Source organism: Pedobacter sp. BS3 (assembly GCF_008274585.1).
In the GTDB taxonomy this organism is placed as follows: domain Bacteria; phylum Bacteroidota; class Bacteroidia; order Sphingobacteriales; family Sphingobacteriaceae; genus Hufsiella_A.
Genome location: NZ_VTRT01000001.1, coordinates 103,292 through 122,983, shown reverse-complemented (window position 1 = coordinate 122,983; position 19,692 = coordinate 103,292). Strand labels below are relative to the sequence as shown.

Here is a 19,692-nt window from a genome sequence, read left to right as displayed (position 1 = left end):
ATTTGCATTAGACATTATTTCGCTGGTATGATGATAATTTTGCGAATGTGAAATATGCGCCTGCATTGAGTCACGGACATATTTGCGATTAATAGTTTATATAGGTTCTACCAGGAATAAAGGCTGATCGTACTCTACGGGGCTGGCATTATCGGTCAGGATCTTTACAACACGGCCCGAAACTTCGGCTTCTATCTCGTTAAACAGTTTCATGGCCTCTACGATGCAGATCACCTGTCCGGCTTTAATTTCATCGCCTACGTTAACAAAAGCCGGTTTATCCGGACTTGATGAACGGTAAAATGTACCGATCATCGGCGATTTAATGGTGATATAGTTTGCTGCTGCGGCATCTGTGGTGGCTGGTGCGGCAGATACCTGCGGCGCTTCGGCTTGTGGTACAGCGGCCGTTGCCTGTTGTGCTATTTGCGGTTGTGCAGCTACGGGTGCAGGCACCGATGCGGTAACATAGGTAGGCGTCTGGTTGGTTTTTATGGTGATTTTAAAGTTTTCCTGCTCAATAGAAACTTCATTTACTCCGGATTTGGAGACAAACTTTATCAGTTCCTGAATTTGCTTAATATCCATTTTGTTGGGTTTTGGTTATCTTGACAAAAATCAAAAAATAAATTTAAAAATAGGAAATAATATCCCCCTAACACAAATGTGGGGTTAATGTTATAATGTATATGCCCATTTAAGGTAAACAGCGCCCCAGGTAAAGCCTCCGCCAAAAGCGGCGAGAATAATGTTATCGCCTTTTTTAAGCCGGTTTTCCCATTCCCACAAGCAAAGTGGAATAGTGCCTGCCGTGGTATTGCCAAAATGGTCAATGTTGATCATTACCTTATCTGAGCTTACGCCCATACGGTTTGCTGTGGCATCAATAATGCGCTTATTGGCCTGATGGGGCACCAGCCAGGCTACGTCATCGGCGGTCAGGTTATTGCGTTCCATAATTTCGGCAGCGGCATCGGCCATATTGGTTACGGCAAACTTGAACACTGTTTTGCCTTCCTGGTAAGTAAAGTGCTCTTTGGCATCTACGGTTTCGTGCGACGCTGGCCTTAATGAGCCTCCGGCCCTGATGTTAAGCAGGTCGCGGCCAGAGCCATCGCTGTATAGCACAGAATCCAGAACGCCTTCATTTTCGGTAGTGGGCTCCAGTAATACGGCGCCGCAGCCATCGCCGAAAATAATGCAGGTGGTACGGTCTTCGTAATTGATAATGGACGACATTTTATCGCCACCTACAACCAATACTTTTTTATGCTTGCCCGATTCAATGAACTGGGCGCCGGTTGTGAGGCCGAAGATGAAGCCCGAGCAGGCTGCACTAAGGTCAAATCCCCAGGCGTTTTTAGCACCAATTTTATCGGCAAGAATGTTAGCTGTTGCCGGAAAGGGCATATCGGGCGTTACCGTGCAGAAAATGATCAGCTCAATTTCTTCGGCACTGATACCGCGTTTTTTTAGTAGCTCATTAACGGCCGGAACCGCCATGTCTGACGTGGCTAATCCCTCGCCTTTTAAAATACGGCGTTCTTTGATACCGGTACGGGTGGTGATCCACTCGTCGTTGGTATCAACCATGGTTTCAAGCTCATGGTTAGTTAAAATATAGTCCGGGGTGTATCCCCCAACCGCGGTAATAGCGGCATGAATTTTCTGCATTGCCAAATTTTTATTTAAACACTGCCCTGATCTTGTCAATTAATTGTGCTTCGATCATGTTTTTCGAGAGGAGAATCATGTTCTTGATCGCTTCGGGGCTTGAGATCCCATGCCCGATGATAACCGGGGCATTAACACCCAAAAACGGGCTTCCGCCGTATTGCTCATAATTAAAACGATCAAAAAATTCGTCTTTTAAACCTTTTTTGAGCGTTAATATGTAAAACGTTTCGGCCAGTTTCAAAATAACGTTGCCGGTAAAGCCGTCGCATACAATAACATCGGCTTTATCGTTAAACAGATCCCTGCCTTCAATGTTCCCGATAAAATTAAAGAGGCTGGTTTCTTTCATCAGCGGATAGGTTGCCTGTGTGGCCATATTGCCTTTTTCTTCTTCCTCGCCAATGTTCATTAAACCCACTTTGGGGTTTTCAATGTTCAGTATATTTTCGGCAAACAGGCTGCCCAGCATGCCAAACTGCAATAAGGTATCGGGTTTACAATCGGCATTGGCGCCTACATCAAGCATAACGCCATAGCCGCCTTTTAACTTGGGCACTACGGTTGCTATTGCCGGCCTGAGAATGCCGGGAATGTTTTTGATGCTGAACATGGCGCCAACCATCATGGCCCCGGTATTGCCGGCCGAAGCAAAGGAATCTATCTTTGCTTCTTTAAGCAGCTGAAAACCGAGCCCAAGACTTGAATCGGGCTTTTGTAGAATTGCCTTGGTGGGGTGTTCGCCCATACCAATGGTCTCGGTGGTATGAATAAACTCAAAAAGATCGGGGTTAAAGTCCTGTTCGGCGAAAAAGGGCAGCGCTTGATCTTTATCACCTATCAGCACAATTTTTTCTTGGTCTGATAGCGCTTTGTAGGCTGAAATGGCTCCCAAAACGGTTGCTTTGGGAGCGTAATCTCCGCCCATAATGTCTAAGCCAATTTTCATTTACAGAAATTACCTTACGCGATCGAGGTATTTTCAATAACTAATTTGCCGTTGTAGTACAGGTTTCCGTCTACATTGTATGCACGGTGCGGTAAGTGCACAGCTCCTGTAACTTTACAGGTGGTTAATGTAGGGGCTTCAGCTTTATAATGCGTTCTTCTCTTATCCCTTCTTGATTTAGATAACTTACGTTTTGGATGTGCCATCGCTTCCTTTTTTAATTATTTTTTATCTTTTTTAGAGCTTCCCAACGTGGGTCGCCAGTGTTAATTGCTTCTTTTTCTGACAGCGCTTTAAGCTTTTCTACCATTTCCATATCGCACCAGGGTGTTTTACCTTCATTTTCGCACCGGCTGATGTATGGTGTGGCCAGGTTTATAAACTCATAGATCAGCCCCGAAACATCAATCTCGTGCTCATTTCTATTCAGCACCATGATCTCTTCGGTCTCATCTATATCCTCTTCTCCAAACTTCACAATCTGCCGCTCGGTAATGTTTACCGGGGTCGGAAAATCGGCCAGGCAAACATCACAGCTCAGGTAAATCTCGCCGGCAATGCTGAAATCTAAGATCAGCATGGTTGCCTGCTTATCCAGGTCGAGGTTCACCTTTAACCTGCCCTTTTTTACCAGCGAGTATTCAAACTCGTTGAAAAAAAGCTCATCAACATCAAAATCAAACTGATGCTTGCCGGTTTTCAATCCGGTAAACGGAATGTGATATTGTTTTAACGATTTCAAAGCACGACAATTGAGCCTGCAAAGTTAGGTAAAATTTAAATTGTGGAAAAATGTTTTTTTGATATGCCTGCCAGCTAAGCAAAGCAATACCGGGGCTAAGATACAAATCTGCCGGCAATTGCTTTGTTATATGATCTGTTAAACTGCCTGAAAACTTTTACGCAGTGGTTTACATGGTACTATCTGTCCGGACGGTATCGGCACCTCTGCTCCTGGTAGTGTCCATTCGTGTGGGATCGGGCGGGGTAGTGGTAGATGAATCCACCATGGTAGAGTCGCTGCTTCCCGAAGTTTCCCTGGATGAACCGCATCCCGCGGCTGCAATGCCCATTATGAACAGGGCTAATCCTAATTTTAACATGTTGTTTTTCATGGTTTTGTAAATTGATGTTCTGGTTTAACAGCTAATAAAAAACGATTGTTTGAGCAGGGGTATTTATATTTATAATAGAGGGTGATGAATTTACATTATCCGGGCATAAAATTTGTTTTTTGAAAAGCACCTGCGGTAGTGCATCGGCTCCGATAGTCCCGTCATTCGCTATAGCCCTCATTGCAATCGGGCTGCCGCTGCTGCCGGGTTTATTTTGGTTAAAACAATGCTGCTATGTTCCTGAACCTCGTGAGGTTTTTTATAGTCCTTTTAATTCCGGACTGGCGGGGGGCAGGTAAGAGCTGAAAATTGGGAGAAAATTAAAAAGGTCAGAATGAGTTCCCGTTCTGATAAGAGTAATAAGCCTAATAACTTCGTTTTGTTCCCATATCAGCAGCCAATCAGACTCAATATGACACTCCCGCAAGCCCTTATATTCGCCTTTTAGAGTATGGAGTTATTTGGCAGGAAGCTTACCATCTTTTCTAAGAAGCTTTAAAACAACCTCAAGTTTGCTTTCATCCAACCCTCTTTTTAAGGCAAGCTTAAAGTCTTTTTTGAAGCTATTTTTTACATCAATGTCGTACATTTAGCTTCTTAGCTTTTTCATTAAATCAGCATGGCTTTTGGTTTTTATAATACCAATTCCCGCACGTGCCTCCTCGATAGCTTTTTCCGTTTCAGCATTGTACCGGTTTTTTTTATGGATTTTAACATAACTAAATGTACTAAGCAATTCGATTAGCGCTTTAGCTCCCTTGCCTTTCTCGTTTATTGTTACTGTTACCATATTTCACGTTTTCTTCTTACAAAAATAAGAAAATTGCAAATAGCGATAAGGAAAGAGGTTTCAAATATCCGGCCTATCAAGGAGACAGTCCAAGTCAGAAAATATTTTTACTTTTATCCGCTTTACGCTTCGGCATGCAGAGCCACCCGGTTACCCTCTGTATCGGTAAATACACAAATGTAACCTGCCTTTATCAAAGTTTTAGATGTAATAACTTTTCCACCTGCAGGTTCAATTCTATCAATTACAGTCTGGATATTTGGGCTGGCATTTAAATAAATTAATGTACCGTTTTGTGAAGGTTTAACCCGGTTATTCTTAGTCAGGCACCCGGTTACTCTGCCAGAAGTGGCCTGGATGACCGCGGGGTCTGAAGGGAAAAAAGTGAGTTCTTCATCCGTCTCTTCTACAAATATGGTGTGCATTTTAATATCAAGGATGGTCTCGTAAAAAGTCCGGGCCCGGTCTGAATCCAGCACAGCAATTTCAAACCAATTGATAACATTTGTTTGGGCGTCTATTTTTCTTAACTTTTGCATTTTTCAACATTTTTATTGCTGCAAAGTTGCCGCTAACAGACGATTTTTCACTGTGACATATATCACAAAACAGAAGGATGAACTCTTTTTCGACGTATTCGGCTTAAGGTTTCGCGGGCAACACCCAGAAAGGATGATAGCTGTGTTAATGAAACTCGTTGCAGCATTGCAGGATAATGCTTCTCCAAATATTCATATCGTTCCTGTGCAGTGTATAAATTCAATAAACTGGCAAACTCATCCTGTCTGGCAGCGAATACCCGGATACAACATCTGCCCAAAGCCTCAATTTGCGGTGCTGCTTTGGTAGCTTCCATTAGTTTCTTTTTGTCGAAAGCAATAATTATTAACGGTTCAACTGCCCTGATAAAATATAAGGATTTTTCCCCGCTACCAAAACTCCGGATATTGGTAGCAATATCATTTTCAAAGTAAAACGCGGTATTCTTCTCCACTCCGTCTTTTTCATAATAGCTTCTGCAACAGCCATTTTCAATAAAAAACAACGCGTTACATACTTCACCCGCTCTCAATAAGTATTCACCCTTTCTAAACTCCAGCCTGCTTAAAACCGGTAATAAGATATTCCAGCTTTCTTCCGAAAATTCAGTTAACGATGTGATGTACTTACGTAACTTTTCCATTAATAAACAGGATATGGCAACTAATTAACGTTTAATAAACAAGAAATCATCCGCATAGTTGAATTATGGTTAAATATAATAACATTTGCTTCTACCAACCATTAGCACAATTTTTTCGGATGAAGTTCTATATTTGCTAAAGCTTATTTATCCAACATGAATAAATAATCGTTTTATTCGCCTGCTGCAATTACGCGTATGCTTAAAAAGTTTCTATTCTTGCTTTTGTTGTGTCCGGCCGGATTGCTGGCTAATGCTCAGCAACGGTCGACAGAAATTGCCGAAAGGCTTGTTACTGTTATGCAGCTTGATAAAATCATAGAAAATATCAGAACAACTATGATTCCGGTCTTAAGTAAAAGTATCCCCGAAGATAAGCAGGAAGGATTCAAACAGGCGGCAACCGAGTTTTTTGAAATTGCCATGAACTGGAAAGCAGTGAAGCCCGAGTTTATTAAAGTGTACCAGGAAACTTTTACCGATGATGAACTGGCGCAACTGGCTACATTTTATGAATCACCTATAGGGAAGAAAATGCTCGAAAAATCTCCTGAGCTAATGAAAAAAGGAATGGAAATTGGCCATCAGTTAGTTCTCAGGCATCAGGATGAACTACAAACCTTAATGCAAAAATATCTTAAAAACGAAGAATAATCCACAATGAGTACATACCTCAAATACAGCGCCGGTATTGTTCTGGCCCTGCTCATTTCCTGCAACGCTTTCTCACAAACAGCAAAAAGTAAAAAGCAGCCTTCCGCCGGACAGGTTTTACCTGTAGACCCCAACCTGCGGATTGGCAAGCTGGCCAATGGTTTCACGTATTATATACGCCGCAATACTGAACCGCAAAAACGGGCGCAGCTGTACCTGGTTAATAAAGTGGGTTCTGTTTTAGAAACCGACGAACAGCTTGGCCTGGCGCATTTCATGGAGCACATGAGCTTTAACGGAACCAAACATTTTCCTAAAAATGAGTTGGTGAACTACTTGCAGAAAAACGGCGTTCGGTTCGGCGCCGACCTGAACGCATATACCGGGTTTGATGAAACCGTTTACCAGTTGCCTATACCAACTGACGACCCGGAAGTGTTCAAAAATGCTATGCAAATTATGCGTGACTGGGCCCAGGATGCTACCTTAGATACTACCGAAATTAACAAAGAGCGGGGCGTGGTTCTGGAAGAAAAACGCCTGGGAAAAGGTGCACAGGAACGGATGCAGAATAAATATTTACCTGTGCTGCTTAACAATTCGCGATACTCAAAGCGCCTGCCCATTGGCACGGAAGAAGTGCTCAAATCATTTAACCGGGCAACGTTATACAATTTTTATAAAACCTGGTACCGCCCCAATTTACAGGCATTGATTGTTGTTGGCGATATTGACGTAAACCAGGTAGAGCAACAGATAAAAGCCAAATTCTCGGACCTGAAAAATCCGGCAAAACCGGCAGTGCGCACCAAATATACTATCCCGCTATTAAATAAAAACCAGTTTATAGCGGTTACCGATAACGAATGGCCGGTTACTGTAGCGCAGATATTGATCAAGCATCCCGAAGAAGTAGTTAAAACAACCACCAACCTGCGCAATAATATTATTCAGGGTTTATACAACCGTATGTTTGCAGAGCGTTTCAGCGAGCTGAGCAAACAGGCTAATCCGCCGTTTGTACAGGGCGGCAGCAGCATCAGCGGCTTCCTGGCAGGACTGGATGTTGCCAGTGCTTATGTGGTGGCCCGTCCCGGCGAGTTGGAGCGTGGTTTTAAAGCCGTTTTAACCGAAGTAGAACGGGTTAAAAAATTCGGGTTTACCCAAACCGAATTAGACCGGGCAAAACAATCCTACCTGACAGCTATGGAAACCAGCTATAACGAGCGGGATAAAACCAACTCCGAAAATTATGTGCAGGAATACGTCCAGCTGTTTTTAAAGGGCGAAGCCAGTCCGGGCATTGCCTATGAATATAATTTTGCCAAATCAACTATCGGAGGCATCAAACTGGCTGAAGTTAACCAACTAGCTTCATCGTATATTACCGATACCAACCGCGACATATTGATTATGGCACCGGAAAAGGATAAGGCTTCCCTTCCGGATGAAACTAAGGTGAACCAGTGGATAAACGATATAAAAACAAGCAATATCACCCCTTACGTGGATGATGTTAATAAAGACCCGCTGCTGGCCCAAAAGCCGGTAGCAGGTAAAATCGTCAGCGAGAAAACCGATGCCACATTAGGTACTACAGAGCTGGTTCTGAGCAACGGCGTTAAAGTTTACCTGAAACCTACCGATTTTAAAAATGATGAAATCCAGTTCAACGCATTCAGCCCCGGGGGAACATCCCGCTACAGCGATGCCGATTACCAGTCTGCAGCCAATTCGGCAAATATTATCGGCCGTAGCGGAGTAGGCAATTACACACCGGTACAGCTAACCAAATACCTGTCGGATAAACAAGCCTTTGTATCGCCATACATTTCGGAGCGTACTCAGGGATTGAATGGTTTTGCTACCCCAAAAGATCTGGAAACGGCTTTGCAGCTTACCTACCTGTATTTTACCTCGCCGCGTAAAGACAGCTCGATATTTAACAGTTCCATTGCCAAAGCAAAAGCCAGTCTGGCCAACCGCAGCGACGACCCTTCGAGTGTATTTGCCGATACTATTGCCGCTGTGTTAAGCAATTATAATGAACGCAACACCGGCCCAAGTATCGAAAAAATCAACCAGATCGACTTAAACAAAGCCTACAACATTTATCGCGAAAGCTTTGCCAACGCCAAAAACTTCACGTTTACCTTTGTAGGCAATTTTGATAAGGAGAAGCTCAAACCGCTTATTGAACAATATATCGGTTCGTTGCCTTCCGGCGATAAAAATACCGAAGCCCGCGACCTGGGCATACACATTCCCGAAGGAAAAATAGCTAAAAGCGTTTATAAAGGCCGCGAAGAGAAAGCAAGCGTACGCCTGGTATTTAGCGGAGATTATACCTATAGCCCCGAAAATAACAATGAGATCGATGCTTTAGGCGAAGTGTTGCAGATCAAGCTGATTGAGCGCTTACGCGAAGAAGAAAGTGGTGTATATAGTCCCGGAGTGCGCACTAATTACGTAAAATATCCTAAAAACCGCTATTCGTACACCATTGTATTTAGTTGTGCGCCGGCAAACGTAGAAAAACTGATTAGCGCTGCATTGGATGAAATTAATAAGATAAAAGCCAACGGCCCGCAGGAAACAGACCTGCAAAAGTTTGTTGCAGAAGAACGCCGGTCGACAGAAACGCAGCTGAAACAAAACAGCTTCTGGCTTTCGTACCTGAGCGGGCAATACCAGAATCATGAAGACCCTGCCGAGATCTTATCATACCTGGATTCGCTCAAAAAGCTGAATGTTCAGGGCTTGAAGGAAGCGGCAAACAAATACCTTAGCGGCAATAATTACATCCGCTTTGTACTGCTGCCCGAGAAGAAGTAAGACTAAAAGGCTTATAGTTCATAGCTTGTAGTCCGGAAGTCGGGAAAGTCCAAAAGTAGAGAAAGTCTGAAAACAGGGACGTGTTATGAGTTGCCGGGCTCATAGCATCAGTCTAACAGGTAATATAACAATCTGTCCCTGGAAGCTCCAACAACCGGCGCCCGCTGATGTTATCGGGATGATTACATCTCAGAATAAACGTAATTTAACGTGATTTCGGGTTAAGGCGCAGGCTCGTCCCGATTTGCAATCGGGATGCCATAAAACGGCGTTTGCAACGCCGATAATCGCTGCCTTTGATTGTCTTAAGCAACATTGCGGCGTTACAAACGCCGGAGATTTATGCACTCGTTTTACAAACGAGCGCAAACAGGCTGTGCGTTTCCTATCCCGAACTCACGTTATTTAAAATCTTTCGTCATTGCGAGGCTTCGGGGCAATGACATTACATTTTTTTAGATGCGTTTGTCCTGAATAGCTCCTAATTCCCGGATGCGCTTACAACATGCCGGTAATAATGCTGCGGCGAACAGTTAAATTTCTTTTTAAAACATTTGCTGAAATATTGTACATCCTGGTAGCCTACTTCAAAGGCTGCCTCTGCTACCTTAAGCTGTTTTTCAATAAGCAGCGCAGCGGCTTTGTTTAAACGGTAATCGCGTATAAAATCAGAAGGCGAAAGACCGGTTATAGCTTTCAGTTTCCTGAATAAATGTTCCCTGCTCATTCCTATTTTATCGCCAATAAATTCTACGCTTAAATTGGGTTGGCTGATATTTTTATCAATAATATGAGTAATCTTTTCAAGCAGTTGCTGGTCATGCCTGTTTACCGATATGCCGGTTAAAGCGGCGGGATTGCCTTGCCGCAGCTTTTCCTGCAAGCGTTTACGGTTTTGCAGCAGGTTATGTATGCGTATCTTTAATTCCCTGGTAAGGAAAGGCTTGGCCAGGTAGTCATCAGCGCCTGTTTCAAGCCCATTGATGCGGCTGTAATCATCTGTTTTTGCCGTTAGCATAATTACGGGAATATGGCTGGTCAGAACATCGTTTTTCAGCTTGCTGCAAAGTTCCAATCCGTCCATTTCGGGCATAAGCACATCTGTTATTACAATATCCGGGATAACTTTCTGTACTTTTTCCCAGGCTTTAGCGCCGTTTGTTGCGGTAATTACTTTAAAACCGGCGGCATTTAGCTCTTTATAGAGGTAATTATTTATTTCCACATTATCTTCGGCAATAAGAATGATTTCTTTACCCCCGGCCGGATTACCGGCAGGTAAAGCCGGTTCGTTGTGAACCTCCTGTTCGTACCCGGAAAGGAGCGTTTTTAGAAAATTTTCTGGCGTAGCTGTTGAAGAAATATTTTTTTCAAAAGACAGGTTAATTTTAAAAGTACTGCCCTTGCCGGGAGTACTGTTTGCTTCAATAGTTCCACCCATCAATTCAATTAAAGAACGTGTTAATGAAAGTCCTACTCCCGCACCGGCATCTTCCTTATTCACTTTATAGAACCGTTCAAATATTCGTTCGCGTTCTTCGGGCGAAAATCCTTTCCCGGTATCGGTAACGTCAAAACAAAATCCTGTTTTTTTATCCGCGATCGTGGTAGTGATATAGCTTAAAGAGATTATGCCACCGGAAGGCGTGAATTTAAAAGCGTTGGACAACAGGTTATAAAATATTTTCTCCAGCTTATCCACATCAGCCATAAAATAACCGGTTTCATCGCCGGGTATAAAGTTGAGTGTGATATGCTGTTTGTCTGCGAGCGATTTAAAATTATGTACAATGTTCTGCAATAAAGTAGAAATGGAAACACTGCTTAAATTAAGAGCAAGCCGACCGGCATCTAACCGGTTTATATCCAGTATCTGGTCTATCAGCAGCAGCAAACGTTTACTGTTCTGGTAAATCAACCCGAGCTTTTCCCTGGTTTCGGGCGGATTGTTTTCATCATTCACCAGGTCTTCAACCGGGTTGGTAATTAACGTGAGCGGTGTTCTGAACTCGTGCGAAACGTCTGTAAAATATTTCAGCTTAATATCGTGCACTTCTTTCCACCGGTTCTTCTCCAGTTGTTCTATCCGGAGGTTATGTGCCAGCTTATTTTTCCTGATTTCGCTGTGGCGGATGGCAAAGATGATAGCAATAGCTGCTATGATATATAAACCGATGGCCCACCAGCTAAGCCATGGAGCAGGAAGAATGCGGATATCAACAGCCTTTTTGGCGGTATACCAGTTCACACCGTCTGACGATGCCCTGACCTGGAATGTGTACCGGCCGGCCGGCAGATTGCTGAATGTAATATTGCGCCTGTCTTTTAACGGATACCAGGTATCATCAAGCCCCAGTAGCCGGTACGCATACTGCTCGTTTTCCGGCCGAAGGTAGTTTAATGAAGCATATTCGATGGTAAATACCGGCTGCCGATGGGTTAGTTCGACATGAAGCTCATTTGTATCGTTGCTCCCTAAAGCCGAAATACTTTTGGTATGTTGTCCGAGCAGGTTCAGCCGGGTTATAATAACTGGAGCGGGTTGCTCATTCTCTGTTATTTGCAACGGATTGAACGAAACAAAACCATTATTCCCTCCCACAAAGAAGTCGCCGTTAGATGCCTGGTAAATCAGGCCTTCGTTTAATTCCAGCAGCGGAAATCCTGAGGAAGCGCTATAATTTTTAAATTTTTTACTGCGGATGATATAACGGGACAATCCTGTTAAAGTAGATATCCATAAATCATCGTTGCCATCCTGTATAATCCCGTAAGTAATATTATTTAAAAGTCCATGTACCGCATGTATATGGCTGACAGCATTTGTTGCAGGATTAAAGCGGATTATTCCATCGCCATTGGTGGCCAGCCAGAGATTGCCGTCTTTATCACAGAAAACACTGTTTATATTGACTGATATTTTTTCAACCTGCTTGTAGGTTTTTATAACGCCTGTTGCTAAATCATAGCTTAGCAAACCCTTACCTCTTGTGGCTATCCAAAGCCTGTTTTTATCCAGCAATAGATGCCTTACCGGTGTTGCAGCCAGCAGGGTATGCAAAGCTTTATCATTTAAAAAAGCCTGGTAACGCATTTCCCGCGGATTAAAGACCTGGATTCCGCCCAGGTCATCAGTAGCCAGCCATAAATTGCCCTGCTTATCTTCGGTTATGGCATTAATAATAACGTTGCTTAGCGGATTTTTTCCGGCGATGCGCACAGGCGTAAGCTGCCCGGTTTGGGGATTTACCTGCTGCAATCCTTCTTTAAACACACCTGCCCAAACAGCACCCTGATGCGATGTATACAATGATTTAATCGTCAGGTTATTTTGTGGTCCCATCCCGGCAGGAATAACTTTTCCGGAATACGGATTAAACAAATTAATGCCGCCCCGTTCTGTACCGATGATTAATCTTCCGGGAGCGGCCTCTGTAAATGCCCCGATAACATTAAAACTTAACGACTTATTATCGCCTGAAACATGATAATAATGATTGAACTGCTGGTTTTGACGGTCATAAATGTTTACACCGCCAAAATAAGTACCAATCCATACACTGCCATTGCGGTCTGTAAATAATGCACGTATTGAACCGTGGGAAAGTCCTTCCGGTTTTTTATCCTGATAAGTGATGCGGTCAATTTGTCCTCCAGGCCATATTACATTAAGACCGTCAAATGTACCTACCCATACATTACCAGTCTTATCAATAGTTAGCGCCCGTACGTTATCGTTGGTAATTTGAAATGCTTCTGAGGGAGCAGACTGACTGAAATGGTTAACTGAGCCGTCTGCATTGAAACGATATAAACCATTGCCCTTTGTACCCACCCAGATAGCATGCCGGTTATCTTCAATAACATCATTAACCCGTGCCGGACTCTGGCCGGATTTCTCAAATTCGCTATAGGCAATATGCCTGATTTTTTTTGATTTCAGGTTAACAATGTATACGCCGTTAACATTCGTACCAATAAACAGGCTGCCCCGTTGTATATGGAGAGATGATATATATTGGCTGTTTATTTCACGAAAGGCCTCAAACCGTTTTGCTGCCGGTGTAAATGTAGAAGAGGAAGGTTCGAAAGTAAACAATCCGCCGGCGCAACCTATCCAGATAAAGCCGGCCTTATCTATTTCCAGGTCTAAAACTTCGGGTTTTTCCGCACCGCGTATACTATAATTGGTAAATATTTCCCGTTTGCGGTCAAAAACACTAAGACCTTTATTGGTGGCAACCCATACATTATGGTTGCCGTCTTCTTGTATTTTATTGATAATATTTCCTGCTAATGATGTTTTATCACCAATTTTATTCAGGAACGTTGTCATGGAATGGCCATCATACCTGTTTAACCCGTTACGTGTTCCAAGCCATATAAATCCATAATGGTCCTGGTAAATGCTTAACACCGTACTTTGAGACAAACCTTCCTTTATCCCTACCATTTTGAACGAATATTCCCGGGCTTGTTGTTCAACAGGCTGGGCCACACCATGCAGCACAAAAAATAACAGGAGAGTTGTGAATAAGAATATTTTGCTTGACAACGTTGCAGATTTGACGATTAAAAGTACACATTAATTTTCTGTTCTGATGCTTAGTACGCAACAAAAATGAAATCACAGCCTGTCTGACTTTGGAGCTACCGTGTACCCACATCTTTAACAATATTTACAGCCCTCGCCTGCACTCTGCCTTGTCCTCTCACTACCTTTGTTAATCATTGTCCCCCGCTGGAGCTATCGTGTGTATACCTCCTATCACTCTTAGCTATGAAGCCGTTGTTATGTATGCGGTATGCCTACCAAGCAAATCGTCAGGTTACTTTGATGAAAGTAAGAGATTTTCCGAAGTACGCCGTCAATCCCCAAGAGCCGGACAAATCAAAAAAACAGTTGCAGCGTAGTATCTTTAGCGCAGCCAAGCCTTAAACGTAGTGGTTTTGTGAACAAGGTTGCATAAAGCGTTCGTTCTGTACTGACGAACAAAACGAAGCGCCGCTGTTTTTTGATGAGCGCAGGCTATGTGGATAAAGGCTCCTAGTGGGATTGACAAGCATTTTTGCCTACTTTTGATGCCTCAAAAGTAGGATGCCCCGCGGCATAGAGCGAAATAATATTTGTGTACACACGATAGCTCCAAAGGGGGATACCGTTCTACAACGGTATTTGCAATAAAACAAAAACAGTACAAGTAATAACTGGAGGTACTGGAATAATTGTGGATATACAGTTGCCCTCTTCAGGGGAGCAGGGGGGAGAAAAAGGCTTCTCCCCCCTGCCCCCCAAAGGGGGGACAGCGTCCTACAAAGGCAATGCAAGAATAAAATATAGTAGAGTCAAGTTAACTGGGAACTAAATTGGATTTTACTTTTTACTTTAACATAACAGTAGTATATTTGAGTGCTTTACAATTCTGAACAGACCTTTTATTCCGACCTCAATATTCTTTGAGGTGTGTTTTTCTGTTATTTATTTACTATTTAAACACTAACTGGTTAATGGAAAGGTCTTGTAAAAATTTTCTGGCGATTGCCCTTTTTTTGTTCTTGCAGTGTAACGTTATTTCAGCATTATCACAATCCCGAAAAGTGGAAACATTAAATGCCGGATGGCAGTTTCACAGGGGCGATATTAAGAATTACTTCCTGCGTTCTCCCGCAACTGATAATACTCAGTGGCAAACAATTAACATTCCGCACACCTGGAATGCCACCGATATTTTACCGCAGCATAAGCGTACTCCTTACCGGGATATTGGTTTCTACAAAAAAACCATCAGGAATTTTGTTAAACAAAATGACCAACGGTATTACTTGTATTTCGAGGGAGCTAACCAGGAAACCGACCTTTATATCAACAATCAAAAAGCAGGTAATCATAAAGGAGGCTATACTGCTTTCTGCTTTGATATTACCTCTTATCTAAAAACCGGCGATAATGTTATTACTATCAGGGTAAACAGCCTTTTTAATGCAGATATACCACCCTTATCGGCCGATTTTACTTTTTTTGGCGGCATATACCGCGATGTGTATATGATTACCACGGCCGGTTTGCATTTTACCCTCAGCGATTATGCTTCGAGCGGTGTGTACATAGAAACGCCTGCAGTTAATAATACTAATGGCACTGTAAAAGTGAAAAGCACCATTGTTAATCAAACGCCTGTTAGCCAGAAATTTGTGCTGCAAACCATTATTACCGACCAGGAAAATAAAGAGATTTCCAGGCTTAATAAAGAACTGGTTATAGCAGCAGGCCAGCAATTAACAGCAGAGCAATTAAGTAATAACATAACAGGAATTAGATTGTGGTCGCCGGATAAACCTTACCTGTACCGTGCAGAAACACAGTTGTTACTGAATAACCAGGTAATTGATGAGGTAACAAATCCTATTGGTTTCAGGTGGTTTAAATTCGGCCCCGACAGCGGCTTTCAGCTTAACGGAAAACCGTTGAAACTGATGGGAGCAAACAGGCATCAGGATTATCCCGGTATGGGTAATGCCCTGCCCGATGAAATCCATTACTCGGACATGAAACTTCTAAAGGATATGGGAGCCAATTTTGTACGTCTTGCCCATTATCCGCAGGACCCCGCTGTGCTGCATGCTGCCGATGAGCTTGGCTTACTGGTTTGGGAGGAAATTCCGCTGGTTAACGAAATAACCATTAGCAAAGCCTATAATGATAATGCCAGGAATATGCTTCACGAAATGATACGCCAGCATTACAATCATCCATCGGTTATTTTATGGGGATATATGAATGAGATTTACTGGAAACACCGCTTTATAGACAGCAGCCTGGTGAATTTACATACGCAAAAAACCATTGAGCTTGCAAAGCAGCTTGAAGCCATTGCCCGTTCAGAAGATAAAAACCGCTATACGGCAATGGCCATGCATAACTATCCGCTTTATGAAAAAAGTGGCTTGAGCGATATTCCCATGATTGCCGGCTGGAACCTGTATCATGGCTGGTATTACGATAATTTTGAAGATTTTGGCAAATTTATGGATGCCCAGCATAAGCTGCATCCCAAACGCATACACCTTATCAGCGAATACGGCGCAGGCAGCGACCCCAGGGTACACACCGATAAGCCCGTCCGGTTTGATTTCAGCATAGAAGGGCAGAAACGGTTTCTTGAAAGCTTTATTAAACAAATCCAGGAGCGACCGTATATTGCCGGGGCAACGGTATGGAATTTAATTGACTTTAGCTCGGAGATGCGTGTTGATGCCACGCCACGCATCAACAATAAGGGACTTACTACAGTGAATCGCACACCCAAAGATGCCTATTACCTCTACCAGGCGGCCCTATCCAAAAAGCCGGTATTGAAAATCGCGGAAACCGATTATCAACAGCGATGCATCCAGTTAAAATCCGGGCAGCAGGAAGCCATACAAACTATTGATATTTATACCAATTTAGCCAAAGCCGAGCTTTTCTTAAATAACCAGTCATTGGGTAGTAAAGCAACTGCCGACCATAAAATAAGCTGGGATGTGCTGTTTAAGCAGTCTGGTGAATATATGCTGAAAATAGTCGCTCAGGGCGATACCGCTACTTATGAAGACCGTTTACCTATTACTGTAAACCTGGTTCCCTCAGATTTAAAAACTATAAAAAATATGGATTTAGCCATTAATGCCGGTTCTCATTATTCCTTCCGGGATGACCATTCCGGCACAATATGGCTGCCCGACCAACCTTATCAGCCGGGAAGCTGGGGATATATCAATCCGGATAAAAAACCCAAAATCGAAAAAATAGCCTCGCTGGAAGATATAAATAATACCGATTTAGACCCTTTGTATCAAAGTATGCGTACCGGTATGAAGCAGTATAAATTTGATGTGGCCGATGGCTGGTATGAAGTAGAACTATTATGTGTCGAGCCGCTGCCTAAAATGCGTCGCTTTGCCGATAGCCCGGAGCCTCCTCCTCATCCCGGCGGACTGCGAATTATGTCGGTTATGATAAATAACATGCCGTTTCTGCACGATGTAGATTTGATTAAAGATTATGGGTACAACAATCCGCTTAGGGAAAAAATAATGGTAAAAGCCAGCAATGGAAACGGAATTACACTTGATTTTACGCCCAACGCTATTGTGAGTGGAATACGGGTAAGGGCTGTTGAATAAGCTCTGGAGGTTGTCTCAAAAGCCAGTAAAGCCATCTATTGCAGTCACGCTTCCCCCGAAGACTCGGGGGAAGCGTCTGTAGCATGATGAACCAATCCTTCGACAGGCTCAGGATGACCATAGGAGACTTTTGAGACGACCTCTATAAAGCCTAATAAATCTCGTAACGATACAAGGCGTAGCTAAACGTTTGAGGCAGAGTAAATTTAATCTGTGAAGATTTGGTTAAATGTGTTTTAAATGCCTTGCCTTGTCCAAAAACAGGCGTTAGCTTTACCCTGCTTCCGGCAGGCAGGTGGACGTTTATCAACGCCTCCGAAGATTCTGAATTTTCCCTGAATAGCAGGAAATAGCCTTTGTTTTTATCAATGGATTGAAAGCCCGTCCATGAAGTGCCATCAGGCTCATCGCCAACAGGCATTATCAACCCGTTATGCAATTCGTGCTGAACGCTGCGATATTTTTTTAGTACTTCGGCGTATTGAAATGCTTCTTTGGGCAGAGCGCTAACTTCCATCCATGCCAGCGGCTGGGCAATAAATGTAGTCGCCATCTGGTATTCCCAGTTTATTTTTCCGGGCGCTAAGGGGTCGTTTAAAGGATATTTGTTTATGTTGCGCCAGGAGTTGAGCCACTCTGCCTGTAATTTTTCAACAGGCATGTATCTTGATAAATCCCAAAGGTTTCTTAAGGTTTGATAGGGATAATAATTAGCCCAATCGGTATAACGGTTCTCAAGAAAGATATTGCCATACTGGTTAAAGAAGAAAAAACCGCCTCGTCTGCCTGCTGTAACATCTAAATTAAAGGTAATTTTTCCATCCGAGGCATCGGTAATATATTGCAGAAACTTGCCCAGGTTGGTCTCGCTCTCTTTATCGGCAAGGTCTACACCATCAATTTTGAATACCCGGATATTGTATTTATGATAATAATTCAGCAGAATGTTGGCGCTGGTCTGCCAATCGCTGTAATGGTTGCCGCTACCGGGATTAAACCACAGTGCCAGTTCTACTCCCAGGCTCCTGGCTTTTTCAACTATGGGGTTTAAGCCATTTGGAAAACGCGTTTTGCTGGGCTGCCAGTCTTCGGCAGTCCAGTTGTTCCAGCGTTTGCCATGCTTTTCTGCCGAATTTCGCGACAATCCTTCCTGCCAGCCGTCATCGAGCTGCACGTATGTAATTCCTAATCGCGATGCAGCTTCCAGCTCCTGCATGATAAACGTTTCATTCATTTTTGCATCCTTGCTGCGGTCGCCCCAGGTATTACTCATTATCATTTCATCGCGGTCGGCATGTAATGCACGTGCTGTTTTTTGCCATGAACGTAAGGCCAGTAATATCCCGGTTTCGTCTGCATTGCCAAAACCCATGGTATAGGCATACGTTTTAACCCACTTGCCGGGCTTAATATCTGCCGGCAAAATACCCGAACCGGCAATCAATATTTTGTTACAGTCTGCTACAAAATCATAACCAGGATAAGCCTGCTGACTGTCATTCAACGGAGCCGATTTTACTATAAAGATGCCCCGGTTCGCCAGCTTGTTCTGAAGCAGCATAACGTTTCCGCTATAAGCCGACGGGCTGATGTATGGAATAAATGATGTTTCGTTTACCAGGTTATTATGGTGGTCTGTGGCATCCGTAAATGCAATAACTTTCGCTTTCCAGTGCAGCCTATCGAGCGGAATTGCTCCAAAATACGGAGCCGGTTGCTTGTCGTTAAATAACAGGCTGGTTTCAATTATAGTTGTGGAATTTCCTGATTTTACAGGCGATAACCAATGGTCGGCCTTCCCGTTAAAAAGATAATAGGTGGCAATAGCCGGAATACCGGGATAGATTTCCCAAACCTTTTTTATGTCCATGTTAGCAGTATGGAACAGCAGGCTTATTTCAAGAAAGTCTTTTTCGCCCTTAAAATGCCTGTTTACGGCGGTTTGAAGTAAAGGCGGTTGTTTAATTATAGTATCGGTACTAACGTTTAAATCGTTAACCGGATGAGTGAAATTAACTTTTTCACTGTCGGTAAGCTGGTAGCCGGTAAATGCAACATTCCCATTTGCCAAGCTGTAATATAATGTAATGACATCATTTTTAATAACCAGTGTGTCCTGGCGGATGAGTGCCGAGCAAAGGCTGGTGATAGAAGTTTTCCTTCCGGAAGAATCCGGCAGGCTTTGATGGCATATTTTAACAGAACCGGGAGACAGCCTGTTTGTGACTGTCTCCCGGTTTGGAGTTTTAATGCTTTTGGTGTTGGCTGATATGCTCAGCGAAATGCCTGATAAGGCACACCATAACAGGAGTTTCATAGGCTCTTG

Annotated in this window: 15 protein-coding genes and 1 pseudogene; 3 read left to right on the top strand and 13 right to left on the bottom strand. The window is 43.3% G+C overall.

The genetic code is table 11. The annotated features are described in order from the left end of the window. Positions 1–96 precede the first annotated feature (96 nt). From accB to FW774_RS00430, 11 genes and pseudogenes are all read right to left on the bottom strand, one after another. The gene (accB, locus tag FW774_RS00475; protein WP_149346205.1) at positions 97–588 is read right to left on the bottom strand and encodes an acetyl-CoA carboxylase biotin carboxyl carrier protein; all 492 of its coding nucleotides are present in this window, start codon (positions 586–588) and stop codon (positions 97–99) included. A 90-nt stretch (positions 589–678) separates the two neighbouring features. After that, positions 679–1,674 (bottom strand): beta-ketoacyl-ACP synthase III, encoded by a 996-nt coding sequence (locus tag FW774_RS00470; protein ID WP_149346204.1) that lies wholly within the window; start codon positions 1,672–1,674, stop codon positions 679–681. 10 nt (positions 1,675–1,684) lie between these two features. Continuing rightward, on the bottom strand, positions 1,685–2,623 hold the full coding sequence (gene plsX, locus FW774_RS00465; RefSeq protein ID WP_149346203.1) for a phosphate acyltransferase PlsX: 939 nt from the start codon (positions 2,621–2,623) through the stop codon (positions 1,685–1,687). A gap of 14 nt (positions 2,624–2,637) precedes the next feature. Further along, a complete protein-coding gene (gene rpmF, locus FW774_RS00460; RefSeq protein WP_149346202.1) occupies positions 2,638–2,829 on the bottom strand; it encodes a 50S ribosomal protein L32 in 192 nt (63 codons plus the stop codon). An 11-nt stretch (positions 2,830–2,840) separates the two neighbouring features. Beyond that, on the bottom strand, positions 2,841–3,365 hold the full coding sequence (locus FW774_RS00455) for a YceD family protein (RefSeq protein WP_149346201.1): 525 nt from the start codon (positions 3,363–3,365) through the stop codon (positions 2,841–2,843). Between the two features lie 169 nt (positions 3,366–3,534). Beyond that, positions 3,535–3,738, bottom strand: coding sequence for a hypothetical protein (locus tag FW774_RS00450; protein ID WP_149346200.1), 204 nt, complete (start codon positions 3,736–3,738; stop codon positions 3,535–3,537). 259 nt (positions 3,739–3,997) lie between these two features. Continuing rightward, a pseudogene (locus FW774_RS20765) lies at positions 3,998–4,180 on the bottom strand (type II toxin-antitoxin system mRNA interferase toxin, RelE/StbE family); the annotation flags it as partial. 15 nt (positions 4,181–4,195) lie between these two features. Then, positions 4,196–4,327, bottom strand: a complete 132-nt coding sequence (locus FW774_RS20760) for a hypothetical protein (protein ID WP_317132748.1) — start codon at positions 4,325–4,327, stop codon at positions 4,196–4,198. Next, positions 4,328–4,528 carry a hypothetical protein gene (locus FW774_RS00440; protein WP_149346199.1) on the bottom strand — a complete coding sequence of 67 codons (201 nt, stop codon included), beginning with the start codon at positions 4,526–4,528 and terminating at the stop codon, positions 4,328–4,330. A 122-nt stretch (positions 4,529–4,650) separates the two neighbouring features. Next, positions 4,651–5,067: a VOC family protein gene (locus FW774_RS00435; RefSeq protein WP_149346198.1), complete on the bottom strand. Its 417-nt coding sequence runs from the start codon at positions 5,065–5,067 to the stop codon at positions 4,651–4,653. 62 nt (positions 5,068–5,129) lie between these two features. Further along, complete coding sequence (locus FW774_RS00430; RefSeq protein ID WP_149346197.1) at positions 5,130–5,711, bottom strand: Crp/Fnr family transcriptional regulator; 582 nt, start codon at positions 5,709–5,711, stop codon at positions 5,130–5,132. Positions 5,712–5,909: 198 nt separating this feature from the next. Here FW774_RS00430 and FW774_RS00425 point away from each other — a divergent pair, with 198 nt between their 5' ends. Next, on the top strand, positions 5,910–6,365 hold the full coding sequence (locus FW774_RS00425; RefSeq protein WP_149346196.1) for a DUF2059 domain-containing protein: 456 nt from the start codon (positions 5,910–5,912) through the stop codon (positions 6,363–6,365). 6 nt (positions 6,366–6,371) lie between these two features. Further along, positions 6,372–9,200 (top strand): M16 family metallopeptidase, encoded by a 2,829-nt coding sequence (locus tag FW774_RS00420; RefSeq protein ID WP_149346195.1) that lies wholly within the window; start codon positions 6,372–6,374, stop codon positions 9,198–9,200. A gap of 481 nt (positions 9,201–9,681) precedes the next feature. Here FW774_RS00420 and FW774_RS00415 read toward each other — a convergent pair whose 3' ends face one another. After that, positions 9,682–13,755, bottom strand: coding sequence for a hybrid sensor histidine kinase/response regulator transcription factor (locus tag FW774_RS00415; RefSeq protein ID WP_149346194.1), 4,074 nt, complete (start codon positions 13,753–13,755; stop codon positions 9,682–9,684). Between the two features lie 1,043 nt (positions 13,756–14,798). On the opposite strand from FW774_RS00415, the gene FW774_RS00410 reads away from it, so the two are divergent. Beyond that, positions 14,799–17,366, top strand: coding sequence for a glycoside hydrolase family 2 TIM barrel-domain containing protein (locus FW774_RS00410; protein ID WP_187774765.1), 2,568 nt, complete (start codon positions 14,799–14,801; stop codon positions 17,364–17,366). Between the two features lie 151 nt (positions 17,367–17,517). Here FW774_RS00410 and FW774_RS00405 read toward each other — a convergent pair whose 3' ends face one another. Beyond that, on the bottom strand, positions 17,518–19,683 hold the full coding sequence (locus tag FW774_RS00405; protein WP_149346192.1) for an alpha-galactosidase: 2,166 nt from the start codon (positions 19,681–19,683) through the stop codon (positions 17,518–17,520). Positions 19,684–19,692: the final 9 nt, after the last annotated feature.

What these genes read in the sequence shown, in the direction of transcription:
- accB (WP_149346205.1), bottom strand. Translation starts at nt 588, where the DNA reads ATGGATATTAAGCAAATTCAGGAACTGATAAAGTTTGTCTCCAAATCC.
- FW774_RS00470 (WP_149346204.1), bottom strand. Translation starts at nt 1,674, where the DNA reads ATGCAGAAAATTCATGCCGCTATTACCGCGGTTGGGGGATACACCCCG.
- plsX (WP_149346203.1), bottom strand. Translation starts at nt 2,623, where the DNA reads ATGAAAATTGGCTTAGACATTATGGGCGGAGATTACGCTCCCAAAGCA.
- rpmF (WP_149346202.1), bottom strand. Translation starts at nt 2,829, where the DNA reads ATGGCACATCCAAAACGTAAGTTATCTAAATCAAGAAGGGATAAGAGA.
- FW774_RS00450 (WP_149346200.1), bottom strand. Translation starts at nt 3,738, where the DNA reads ATGAAAAACAACATGTTAAAATTAGGATTAGCCCTGTTCATAATGGGC.
- FW774_RS20760 (WP_317132748.1), bottom strand. Translation starts at nt 4,327, where the DNA reads ATGTACGACATTGATGTAAAAAATAGCTTCAAAAAAGACTTTAAGCTT.
- FW774_RS00440 (WP_149346199.1), bottom strand. Translation starts at nt 4,528, where the DNA reads ATGGTAACAGTAACAATAAACGAGAAAGGCAAGGGAGCTAAAGCGCTA.
- FW774_RS00435 (WP_149346198.1), bottom strand. Translation starts at nt 5,067, where the DNA reads ATGCAAAAGTTAAGAAAAATAGACGCCCAAACAAATGTTATCAATTGG.
- FW774_RS00430 (WP_149346197.1), bottom strand. Translation starts at nt 5,711, where the DNA reads ATGGAAAAGTTACGTAAGTACATCACATCGTTAACTGAATTTTCGGAA.
- FW774_RS00425 (WP_149346196.1), top strand. Translation starts at nt 5,910, where the DNA reads ATGCTTAAAAAGTTTCTATTCTTGCTTTTGTTGTGTCCGGCCGGATTG.
- FW774_RS00420 (WP_149346195.1), top strand. Translation starts at nt 6,372, where the DNA reads ATGAGTACATACCTCAAATACAGCGCCGGTATTGTTCTGGCCCTGCTC.
- FW774_RS00405 (WP_149346192.1), bottom strand. Translation starts at nt 19,683, where the DNA reads ATGAAACTCCTGTTATGGTGTGCCTTATCAGGCATTTCGCTGAGCATA.